Genomic DNA, 11,435 nt, shown 5'->3' with positions numbered 1-11,435 from the left:
GTTAATACAACAAAGTTAAGCACAATCAGGGAGTTTATTATGACCACTACTACAAGCGCTGGCGCATCTACTGCAGGTGGAAAGTTTCGCCAGGCCATTGTCGACAATCAGCCATTGCAGGTGGTTGGCACCATCAACGCCTATACTGCCATGATGGCAGAGCGGGTTGGCCATCAGGCACTGTATCTATCCGGTGCTGGTGTGGCGAATGCTTCCTTTGGCTTGCCTGATTTGGGCATGACGTCGCTGAATGACGTTTGCGAAGATATTCGCCGTATCACAGGTGCCACCGAAGTGCCTTTGTTGGTGGATGCCGATACCGGTTGGGGTGGGGCCTTTAACATTGCCCGTACCGTGAAAGAAATGACCCGTGCTGGTGCCGCTGGTTTTCATATTGAAGATCAGGTCGCGCAGAAGCGTTGTGGCCATCGCCCCAATAAAGAAATTGTCTCACAAGATGAAATGGTTGATCGCGTTAAAGCAGCGGTCGATGCTCGTTTTGATGAAAGCTTTTTTATCATGGCGCGGACCGATGCCTTAGCACAGCAAGGTGTTGATGCCGCCATTGAGCGTGCTTTAGCTTGTCAGGCCGCTGGGGCCGATGCGATCTTTGCCGAAGCGGTGCATACGCTGGAGCAGTACCAAGCTTTTACCAAGGCACTGGATATTCCGGTACTGGCCAACATCACTGAGTTTGGTCAGACGCCTTTGTTTAATAAACAAGAGCTTTCTTCGGTCGGTGTCGCCATGGTGTTGTATCCGCTTAGCGCGTTTCGGGCGATGAACAAAGCGGCATTGAATGTGTACCAAAGCATTTTGCAGCAAGGCGATCAGAAAGCAGTGATTGACGATATGCAAACGCGGATGGAGTTGTATGACTTTTTGAATTACCACGCCTTTGAAGAAAAGCTGGACCAGCTGTTTAGCCAAAAGAAGTAATGGCGTGAGTGCAATCAGTTTCGAATTTGAATCAACAGAATAAGAGGACAACGATCATGGTCGATAAAGCATTAACGGGCGCAGGTTTGCGCGGACAAGTCGCAGGGCAAACGGCGCTTTGCACGGTAGGGCAATCTGGCTCGGGCTTAACCTATTACGGCTACGATATTTCTGATCTTGCAGAGGTTGCAGAGTTTGAAGAAGTGGCCTATTTGCTGGCACATGGCGAACTGCCAAATGCTGGCCAGTTGGCTGAGTACAAAGGCAAACTGAAGCAACTACGCAAGCTGCCACAAGCTTTAAAAGATGTACTGGAGCGTATTCCTGCGTCAGCGCATCCGATGGATGTGATGCGTACCGGTTGTTCCATGCTGGGTAATCTGGAAATGGAAACCGACTTTAGCCAAGCGGATGGCCACATTGAACGCATGCTGGCTTTATTTCCGGCGATTGTGGCGTACTGGTATCGTTTCAGCCATGATGGCGTCCGGGTAGAAACCGACACCGATGACGATTCCATCGGCGCTCACTTCCTGCATTTGCTGCACGATAAAAAGCCAAGCGAGCTGCATGAAAAAGTGATGCATGCGTCACTCATCCTGTATGCAGAGCATGAGTTTAATGCATCAACCTTTACCGCGCGGGTCTGTGCTTCTACTTTGTCAGATATTCATTCTTGCGTGACGGCAGCCATTGGCTCACTGCGTGGCCCGTTGCACGGTGGTGCTAACGAAGCGGCGATGGAGTTGATTGAATCCATGCCAAATGCTGATGAAGCCGAGCAAACCCTGATGGGCATGCTGGAGCGTAAAGAAAAAATCATGGGCTTTGGCCATGCGGTGTACCGGGAAAAAGATCCGCGTAACGCTATTATTAAGGCATGGTCCGGGAAGCTGGCTGCTGAGTATGGCGATTCGCGCTTGTACGATGTGTCGGTGCGTTGTGAAGAAGTGATGTGGCGCGAGAAGAAGCTGTTTTGTAATGCTGATTTCTTTCATGCCTCGGCCTATCACTTTATGGGCATCCCGACCAAGCTGTTTACGCCTATCTTTGTCATGTCACGCGTAACCGGTTGGACCGCTCATGTGAAGGAGCAACGCGCCAATAACCGGATTATTCGTCCCAGTGCCGAGTACACCGGACCAGCGCCACGGCCAGTGCCACCAATCAACCAGCGTTAAGGCATAACGCCGTGTTTTTGGCGAATCAATTGGACAAGCCGCTTCGCCATCAGGCAGATACACAAGAAGCGAGATAAGGCTTGCTCTACGCGAACCGTTGAAGCCCCGGATGGGTTTATGGCGTGTTTGCGTGAGTCAGCCGGTTCGAGTCCAAAGCGAGTGTTTCTTACATGCACAACAACGACTGAGCAGACTTATGAATACAAATTACCGCAAACCACTGCCGGGCACCAATCTGGAGTACTTCGATACTCGTGCTGCTGTAGACGATATTCAGCCGGGTGCCTACGATAAGCTGCCCTATACCTCAAGGGTATTGGCCGAAAATCTGGTGCGTCGCTGCGATCCGGCGATGTTAACGGATGCTTTAAAACAATTTATTGAACGCAAAAACGATTTGGATTTTCCCTGGTACCCAGCCCGGGTAGTGTGCCACGATATTCTTGGCCAGACTGCCTTGGTCGATTTAGCCGGTCTGCGTGATGCTATTGCTGAGCAAGGCGGCGATCCGGCAAAAGTAAACCCTGTGGTGCCGACGCAGCTGATTGTTGATCACTCATTGGCAGTTGAGCACGGTGGCGCCGATAAAGATGCTTTCGCCAAAAACCGCGCCATTGAAGATCGTCGCAACGACGACCGTTTTCACTTTATCAACTGGACCAAAACTGCCTTTAAAAATGTCGATGTGATCCCACCAGGCAACGGCATCATGCACCAAATTAACTTGGAGCGTATGTCGCCAGTCGTGCATTCGCTGGATGGTGTAGCCTTCCCGGATACACTGGTGGGTACCGATAGCCATACCCCGCATGTCGATGCACTTGGCGTCATTGCCATTGGTGTCGGTGGCCTGGAAGCAGAAAGCGTGATGTTAGGCCGTGCATCCTGGATGCGCTTGCCCGAGATCATCGGTGTTGAGCTAAGCGGCAAAGCCCAGCCGGGAATTACCGCCACCGATATTGTACTGGCCATAACCGAGTTCTTACGCAAACAAAAAGTGGTGTCGTCTTATTTGGAGTTTTTTGGCGAAGGGGCATCCAGCTTAAGCTTGGGCGATCGCGCTACCATTTCCAATATGACTCCTGAGTATGGCGCGACAGCCGCCATGTTCTACATTGATCAGCAAACCATTGATTACTTAACCTTAACGGGCCGTGAGCCAGAGCAGGTGAAACTGGTAGAAAATTATGCCAAAACCACTGGTTTATGGGCGGATAGCTTAAAAACAGCTTATTACGAGCGGGTGCTGAAATTTGATTTATCGTCGGTTGGCCGCACCATGGCCGGGCCTTCGAACCCACATGCACGTTTAGCGACCGCTGATTTGGCTTCAAGCGGCATTGCAGCCCCTTATGTTACCGAAGAAGGCAAGATGCCAGATGGGGCTGTGATCATTGCTGCCATTACCAGTTGCACCAACACCAGTAATCCACGCAACGTGATTGCGGCCGGTTTATTGGCGCGTAACGCCAACGCCAAAGGCTTACTGCCTAAGCCCTGGGTAAAAACCTCATTAGCCCCTGGCTCCAAAGCCGTTCAACTGTATCTGGAAGAATCCAAGCTATTAACCGAACTGGAGCAGCAAGGCTTCGGTATTGTTGGCTTTGCTTGTACTACCTGCAACGGCATGAGTGGTGCCCTTGATCCGGTGATCCAGCAAGAAGTGATTGAGCGCGACCTGTACGCTACTGCGGTGTTATCGGGTAACCGGAACTTTGATGGCCGAATTCATCCGTATGCCAAGCAAGCCTTTTTAGCCTCACCGCCACTGGTAGTGGCTTATGCCATCGCGGGTAGTATCCGGTTTGATATCGAAAAAGATGTGCTGGGGCTGGATCAAGCTGGCAACCCAGTAACGCTTAAAGATCTCTGGCCAAGCGATGAAGAAATCGATCAAGTAGTGGCAAGCAGTGTCAAGCCAGAACAGTTTCGTAAAGTTTATGAGCCGATGTTTACTTTGTCGGTCGACTATGGCGAGCACATCGATCCACTCTACGATTGGCGGCCACAAAGTACCTATATTCGTCGTCCTCCTTATTGGGAAGGTGCCTTGGCGGGTGAAAGCAGCTTAACGGGCATGCGGCCACTGGCCGTGCTGGGTGATAACATTACCACCGATCATTTATCGCCATCCAATGCCATTATGCTCGATAGTGCGGCCGGTGAGTACCTGGCCAGCATGGGCGTACCGGAAGAAGACTTTAATTCCTATGCAACGCACCGGGGCGATCACTTAACGGCGCAACGTGCCACCTTTGCCAACCCGAAACTGTTGAATGAAATGGTTATGGAGAACGGCAAGGTAAAGCAGGGGTCTTTGGCCCGTATCGAGCCTGAAGGTAAAGTCACCCGCATGTGGGAAGCCATTGAAACCTATATGGAGCGTAAGCAGCCGCTGATCATTATCGCCGGGGCTGATTACGGCCAGGGTTCATCGCGTGACTGGGCGGCCAAAGGGGTCCGTTTAGCCGGTGTACAAGCCATTGCTGCTGAAGGTTTCGAGCGTATTCACCGTACCAACTTAATTGGTATGGGCGTGCTGCCACTGCAGTTTGATGAAGGCACCTCCCGGCATACATTGGCGATTGATGGTACTGAAACCTACGATGTACTTGGTACCCCAACACCACGGGCCCGTTTAACGCTGGTGATCAACCGTAAAGATGGCGAGCGGGTTGAAGTGCCTGTGACCTGTCGGCTGGATACGGAAGAAGAGCTGTCGATTTACGATGCAGGTGGTGTGTTGCAGCGCTTTGCCAAGGACTTCCTGGAAGGGGCAGTTTAATGTTTCAACCACAGATCCGTATTCCAGCCACCTATATGCGTGGCGGTAGCTTTGTTTGATCCGGTTCAGCGGTTCCTACCGCTGAACCTTATCGCTGCGAAAAAATGCGATTTTTTCTTGCTCGCAGGCACAAGTGCCTGGCGGTAGTTCCCTCTACCGCAGAGGTTCCGCCGGATAATTAATTTTTTGGAGTAAGTAATGTTTAAACCACAAGTCCGCATTCCAGCCACCTATATGCGTGGCGGAACCTCGAAAGGGGTGTTTTTTAAGTTGGATGACTTACCAGAGCAAGCCAGAGTGCCGGGGCCTGCCCGGGATGCGTTGCTGCTGCGGGTGATTGGCAGCCCGGATCCATACGGTAAACATACCGATGGCATGGGTGGCGCAACCTCCAGCACCAGTAAAACCGTGATCTTAAGCAAAAGCAGCCAGCCGGAGCACGATGTCGATTACCTGTTTGGTCAGGTTGCTATCGATAAGCCCTTTATCGACTGGAGCGGCAATTGCGGCAACTTAACGGCCGCAGTAGGCTCGTTCGCCATCAGCAATGGCTTGATTGATGTTAGCCGTATTCCACGTGATGGCATCTGTACGGTACGCATTTGGCAGGCCAATATAGGTAAAACCATTATTGCCCAAGTACCTATGAGCAATGGAGCTGTGCAGGAAACCGGAGGTTTTGAGTTGGATGGGGTGACTTTTCCAGCCGCTGAAGTGCAAGTCGAGTTTTTGGACCCAGCCGATGCCACCGGATCCATGTTCCCAACCGGTCAGTTGGTTGATGAACTTGAAGTGCCGGGGGTAGGGAGCTTCCCAGCCACTTTAATCAATGCCGGAATCCCGACTATTTTCCTCAATGCGGAAGATATCGGCTACACCGGCACTGAATTGCAGGAAGCTATTAACGAAAGCCCGGAAGCGTTGGCCCGTTTTGAAACCATTCGCGCCTATGGTGCGGTAAAAATGGGGCTGATTAATGACATTAGCGAAGCAGCCAACCGCCAGCATACGCCGAAAGTGGCTTTTGTTGCACCGGCCAAAGCCTATGTCTCGTCCAGCGGTAAAGAAGTGACCACTGCGGATATCGACTTACTGGTACGTGCGTTATCGATGGGGAAATTGCACCACGCCATGATGGGCACTGCAGCCGTGGCCATTGGCACCGCAGCCGCTATCCCCGGCACCTTGGTTAACCTGGCAGCAGGCGGTGGCGAGTTGAAAGCCGTTCGCTTCGGCCACCCATCCGGCACCTTGAAAGTTGGTGCCGCTGCAGAGCAAATCAACGGCGGCTGGGTTGTTACCAAAGCCATTATGAGCCGCAGCGCGCGGGTGTTGATGGAAGGCTGGGTGCGAGTGCCCGGTGATAGTTTCTAAAGCAGGGCATTTTACGAATAAAGGCGCTGCGGCGCCTTTTTGAGTTATAAAAAGATCAGCTGTTTGCGGTTAGCTTTGGCTTAGCATCCGTCCGTTGGCACTTGCTGTACACAAATTCAGGATCAAGATCTACACCACACTGCCATTCGATGGTGTCAAAGGATACGAATACTTGCTGAAATGCACCAGGATCTATGAGCCGTTCGAACACACCAAAATCAAGGTAAGGATTCATATCTAAGGTGCCATGCTCACCATTGGAAAACTCTACAGATAGCCGGTAGTTTTCAAGTGCCGTGACTTTTTTGACCGATGGTTGCATGCTTATTCCTCTTACTTCAGTGGCTGAATTTTAAATGGCTCTTCGCCATTCATCACCAATGCCCAATCAGCTAACAGTTCGTCTTGATGTAATTCTGCCCATGCCAACACAAGCTTTGTCTGCTTATTGGGAAGTGAGCCTTGCATCAACTCACAGGTTCTGATGTCTATGGTTGCCTTGTATTCACCGTAGTACACATGAAAATGCGGTGGTGGGTGCTCTTTCGGAGCGTAATACATCCGGATAATAATGCCATAGAACATCGAGATAGTCGGCATTTACATTCTCCTTTTGAAGTATAGCGAAATCTGACTGTCTTTACCTACAACAACTGCGATAACGGGCTTTTCACGCCACTGGCACCGCGATTGAGTACATGGGTGTAAATCTGTGTAGTACGCACATCGATGTGGCCAAGCTGTTCCTGAACCGTACGGATATCCGCGCCGGATTCCAGCAGGTGGGTTGCACAAATTCATCAGGAATGAATTTGAACAGCCGTAGGCTGGCCCGAAGGGGAAAATGCATGGACGCATTTTATAAAGCTATGCCTTAATGTATGGCAAGTAACATTTTTACGAATTTCCGCTTTGCGGGCGGCGATTTTGATTTCACGCCGTACACAGGATTCATCCAGATGATGGCGACGAATGCATTTAGATTCGGGATCCAGGCTAAGCTTTATCGACGGAAACAAGTAATGCCAGCCAAGTTGCTTGGGAGCGCTTGGATTTTTGCGTGCCAGTGCAAAGGGAAGCCAGACACCGGCATAGTCAGGGTTCGCCAGATCTGCCTGAAAATACCGCATCACATGCTGAGTTTGTTGCTTCAGGCTTGTAACCAATTCGGGTGCAAGTGTGACCCGACGGTTTTTGTTGCCTTTCCCCTGCCACACCATTACCGACAGGTAATCGTAATCGATGTTCTGTACCCGCAGCCGGACCGCTTCCATTAAACGCAAACCGCTGCCATACATCAGTTGCGCAATTAACTTGTACTTTGGGTCGATCAGTCGTAAAAGTGCAGCAACCTCAGCCCGGGTTAGCACCACCGGAAGCTTAGGGCTCACCTGAGATCGGTTAAAGTCAAGGTTGAGGGACAGTGGCTTTTGCAGCACCTTGCTGTACAAAAAACTAAGTGCATTTAAAGCCGTTGCCTGAGTCCGCGGCGCTACATGGCGCTGATTGGCTAAATAGTTTAAAAACAGCTCGACATCAGCATCGCCCAGCTTGGCAGGGTGCTGCTTTTTACTAAACAGAATGTAGAAGCGGATCCAATAAATGTAAGTATCCACAGTGCGCCTGGCATAACGGCGAACCGTCATAAACTCTGCCACGTGATCAAGAAATGGTGAAGCCATCGCTCGAACCTCATGAATTAATATGTATAAATAAACAGTAGTTGGTAAATTTATTGTTATCAAGTCACTTGCAGGGAAAAACCTGTTTTTTGCAATAAAATTTTACATCTTGGTTATGAAGTTGTTGATTTGATAAGGGGAGTTCGCTAGATTGATGCAATCGAAAAAAGATAGAAGGGAAATTCCCGTGCGGAAAGAAGGGATTTTCCAAACTATTAAGCTGTTGAACTAAGCCGCTGCGCGGAGCCCGCAGCAACCAGCTAATATTGAACCAAACTTACTCCGGGACTGTTCCCAATTCAACCGGAGAATTATCATGACCCCGTTACGCCAAGCGATGATCGACGAATGTCGGTTGCGCGGTCTTGCCAAAAGAACCGAAGAAACCTACCTGTATGCGGTTGAGCAGTTAAGCCGCCACTACTACCAAAGCCCGGATACCATTACGGAAGAGCAGCTTGATCTGTATTTCAGGTATCTGACGTTAGAGAAACAGTTAGCCCGTAGCACTATTCATATCCAGCTCAATGGGATTTGTTTCTTCTATAAAGCCGTACTGCACAAGGAAATTACTATCACTAAGCCGTTATCAAGGCGGCCAGTTAAAGCGCCAGTGATATTAAAGCCTGCCGAAGTGAAGCTTGTCATTTCACTGTGCCCTGATAGAAAACACCGTTTTATGCTAATGACTTACTATGGCACCGGCCTGAGATTAATGGAGCTGATCAACACCAAAGTCGCCGACATTGATGGTCAGAGAAGCACGCTCAGAGTTGTGGGAGGCAAAGGCAATAAAGACCGGTACGTTGTGCTGGCCCCGGCCGTACTTAACTTGCTCCGAGAATACTGGCAGTTATACCGGCCCCGCGACGTGCTGTTTTATTCTGGCAGAGGCATGGATATACCGATGTCCAGCAGTTGTATTACCAAGCCGTTTAAGGAAGCGGTTCGGGCAGCAAACGTACCCAGTGGGTGTAGCCTTCACAGTTTACGCCATGCTTACGCCACGCATCAGTTGATTGCGGGGATGCCGCTGTATGAACTGCAAAACCAATTAGGTCATACCGACATAAAAACCACTCAACGTTATTTGCACTGGCTACCGGAGATGGGTAATGGTGCCAGAGATTTACTGGCAGGTTGGACAACAGCATGAGCCTGCATCTGAGTGAGGTGTTGGAGCGGTTTCTACCGGCCTACAAGCAAGCCTACGCATTAAACTGGCAACAAGCCACTGCTTGCACGCACATAAGCCAATGCCGCACTGCCGCTTTAGGGCAGCAGTTATGGCAATGCGATAGTTGCCAGCAACAGCAAGTGGTGTACTGCTCTTGTCGCGACAGACATTGCCCTCGATGTCAGGGACAACGAACCCGTGACTGGATAGCAGCACAGGCCGCCAATTTGGTGCAGGCGAAGTACTTTCATCTGGTGTTTACCCTGCCGCATGAGCTGAATGTGATGAGCCAGTATGCACCGGAGAAACTCTACAAAAGCCTGTTCAGCGCGGTATGGCAAACCCTCAGTAAGTTCGCCAGCCAGCATCTCAAAACAGCAGGCGAGCTGGGTATGACGGCAGTCCTGCACACCTGGGGCCAGACATTAACGCAGCATATTCATCTGCACTGCTTAATCCCCGGCGGGATGTTAAGTCAAACCGAGCGCTGGCAGGTGATCACTAAAGGCTACCTGTTCCCGGTAAAAGCATTATCGACGGTGTTCAGAGCCAAAATGATGCAGCAACTGCGTGAGCATCAGCTGGAAATCCCCAGTGCGGAAACATTAATGAGCAAGCCCTGGACCGTATTTAGCAAAGCCTGCTTATGCAAGCCGCAAACGGTGTTGCGTTATCTTGGGCGCTACACCCGCAAAGGTGTGTTACATGAAAGCCGTTTACAACACATAGGTGCAGAAAGCGTCAGCTTTAACTACCGGGACTATCAGGATGGCAATAAGCGCAAAGTGATGACGCTGAGTGGTTGTGAGTTTATCCGGCGCTACCTAAGCCATGTGTTACCAAAAGGATTTATGCGGATCCGGCACTATGGCCTGCTGGCCAACCGCTGTCGTAGGCGAAAGCTGGCGATCATCAGAGGACAGGAGAAAAAGCCGAAGTCTGAAACTGAAACGAAAGCAACAGAGCCGGATAAGCCTTGCTGGCATTGTCCGCACTGTCATGTAGGCCAGTTGCACTTAGCTTCGCTGCTGATCTACAGACCGTCGGCGATAGCAGATGGTTGAGCAATAGCAGAGTAGCTATTGCGATGAAAACAGATCCCTGTGATCTGCGGTGTAGTATTGCCAACTCACAGGTTAAGGCAGAAAAGCAGCCAGGGTTGTTCAAAAAGACAGAGGCTGAGCAGCTCAGGCTTGAGAAAAAAACGCAACACGACGTGCCTAAATCTGTAAATAAGCTGTTCCCTTAAAAAACAAATTCCATTAGCATCAGTTATACCAAGAATTAAGTGAGCCGGTCCGTTCAACAGACGTTTAGCCGTCACTGAACAACGTGCCGGATAAAACGCTAAGACGTTAGCCTTCAAGACAAGGATGGTTTCTATGACAAGATTTTCTTTGATTTTAATTTCATTTTTATTAAGCAGCTGTGCGAGTGTCCCGCTCAGCACAATGCTCGAGTTTAGTTCATTTGGTAAAGATGACTTTGTAAACATTAAGGCTCAGGATCTTAGGGCAAAAATACAGGTTGATGAGCCTGTTCTAGCAGACGTAGAAAGTGCTGAATTAGCTCTTGAACTAACCACTGAAAAAGGCATAAGAGAATTTAAGTTTCCGTTGATTTTGCTTCGCCAAGAAAAAATTGCACCGGTGGCCGGGTTTTTCTCAAAGTCAGCGGGAAAGACTGAGTACACTCTAAAACTGTCAGATGAAGCGGTAAAAAACTTTATCGCAACCCAACAAATTATTCATGATGAAAGATCCGGCAAATTGAATTTTTCAGTTCAAACCGGTTTTCAGAAGTTTCCAAGTGAGATTAATGAAATAGGCTTGTCAGTTTTCTTAAAGCTATCTGAAGAGAAAGGCTTTGTTACTTTATTTGATAATGCAAAGCTAAAGGTCAAGCATGAAGGCTAACAAGTGCCACCAAAACGCCGCTTTGCGGCTCGACGATACTTCCCCCAATAAAGTAGACGCCTATCATTACGATGAGGTAGGCAAAAAATGGCAAGAATACTTTGTGACCATCGGGTTGTGGAATACAGCGTTGAGTTTAAATTAAAGGTTATCGATTTAACTGAAAAGCTTAGTGTTACTACAATACAGATAGCGGAAGCTTTAGGGTTACATCCGATAATGGTTTATCGCTGGCGGCAAGAGTACCGGGAGGGTAGGTTTGTTGCCCAACCTACGAGAAGGATCAGCATGACGAAAGAGCCGGCGGATAAGCCCATTAGTGAGAAAGAGAAGTCAGAGCTTAAACGGTTGCGCCAGGAGCTGGCGAAGCTAAAGAAGGAG

At 49.7% G+C, this 11,435-nt stretch carries 10 protein-coding genes and 1 pseudogene; 8 read left to right on the top strand and 3 right to left on the bottom strand.

Annotated features, from left to right (window positions below; genetic code table 11):
• The first annotated feature begins 39 nt into the window (after positions 1 to 39).
• The 4 genes from prpB (at position 40) to prpF (ending at position 6,279) form a co-directional block, all read left to right on the top strand.
• Positions 40 to 939, top strand: coding sequence for a methylisocitrate lyase (gene prpB, locus Q3O60_RS17340; RefSeq protein WP_305895188.1), 900 nt, complete (start codon positions 40 to 42; stop codon positions 937 to 939).
• 56 nt (positions 940 to 995) lie between these two features.
• Positions 996 to 2,120 carry a bifunctional 2-methylcitrate synthase/citrate synthase gene (gene prpC / locus Q3O60_RS17335; RefSeq protein WP_305895187.1) on the top strand — a complete coding sequence of 375 codons (1,125 nt, stop codon included), beginning with the start codon at positions 996 to 998 and terminating at the stop codon, positions 2,118 to 2,120.
• Positions 2,121 to 2,316: 196 nt separating this feature from the next.
• Entirely contained in the window at positions 2,317 to 4,905 is a 2,589-nt protein-coding gene (gene acnD / locus Q3O60_RS17330) for a Fe/S-dependent 2-methylisocitrate dehydratase AcnD (RefSeq protein ID WP_305895186.1), read from the top strand.
• A 198-nt stretch (positions 4,906 to 5,103) separates the two neighbouring features.
• Positions 5,104 to 6,279 carry a 2-methylaconitate cis-trans isomerase PrpF gene (prpF, locus tag Q3O60_RS17325; protein ID WP_305895185.1) on the top strand — a complete coding sequence of 392 codons (1,176 nt, stop codon included), beginning with the start codon at positions 5,104 to 5,106 and terminating at the stop codon, positions 6,277 to 6,279.
• Positions 6,280 to 6,334: 55 nt separating this feature from the next.
• On the opposite strand, the gene Q3O60_RS17320 is transcribed toward prpF, so the two are convergent.
• From Q3O60_RS17320 to Q3O60_RS17310, 3 genes and pseudogenes are all read right to left on the bottom strand, one after another.
• Positions 6,335 to 6,601: a DUF2442 domain-containing protein gene (locus Q3O60_RS17320; protein WP_305895184.1), complete on the bottom strand. Its 267-nt coding sequence runs from the start codon at positions 6,599 to 6,601 to the stop codon at positions 6,335 to 6,337.
• An 11-nt stretch (positions 6,602 to 6,612) separates the two neighbouring features.
• Entirely contained in the window at positions 6,613 to 6,879 is a 267-nt protein-coding gene (locus Q3O60_RS17315) for a DUF4160 domain-containing protein (RefSeq protein ID WP_305895183.1), read from the bottom strand.
• A 44-nt stretch (positions 6,880 to 6,923) separates the two neighbouring features.
• Positions 6,924 to 7,961 (bottom strand): annotated as a pseudogene (locus tag Q3O60_RS17310) (integron integrase).
• Positions 7,962 to 8,277: 316 nt separating this feature from the next.
• On the opposite strand from Q3O60_RS17310, the gene Q3O60_RS17305 reads away from it, so the two are divergent.
• From Q3O60_RS17305 to Q3O60_RS17735, 4 genes are all read left to right on the top strand, one after another.
• Positions 8,278 to 9,117, top strand: coding sequence for a tyrosine-type recombinase/integrase (locus Q3O60_RS17305; RefSeq protein ID WP_305895182.1), 840 nt, complete (start codon positions 8,278 to 8,280; stop codon positions 9,115 to 9,117).
• Positions 9,114 to 10,202, top strand: a complete 1,089-nt coding sequence (locus Q3O60_RS17300; protein WP_305895181.1) for an IS91 family transposase — start codon at positions 9,114 to 9,116, stop codon at positions 10,200 to 10,202. The genes Q3O60_RS17305 and Q3O60_RS17300 overlap by 4 nt, the downstream gene beginning before the upstream one ends.
• 318 nt (positions 10,203 to 10,520) lie before the next feature.
• The gene (locus tag Q3O60_RS17295) at positions 10,521 to 11,054 is read left to right on the top strand and encodes a hypothetical protein (RefSeq protein ID WP_305895180.1); all 534 of its coding nucleotides are present in this window, start codon (positions 10,521 to 10,523) and stop codon (positions 11,052 to 11,054) included.
• Between the two features lie 87 nt (positions 11,055 to 11,141).
• A partial coding sequence (locus Q3O60_RS17735; protein WP_369812687.1) for a transposase occupies positions 11,142 to 11,435 on the top strand: 294 nt, incomplete at its 3' end.

The sequence above is a fragment of the Alkalimonas collagenimarina genome (genome assembly GCF_030717845.1).
Classification (GTDB): Bacteria; Pseudomonadota; Gammaproteobacteria; order Enterobacterales; family Alteromonadaceae; genus Alkalimonas; species Alkalimonas collagenimarina.
The sequence above is the reverse complement of the archived record's forward strand: the minus strand, read 5'-3'. Positions and strand labels throughout refer to the sequence as shown.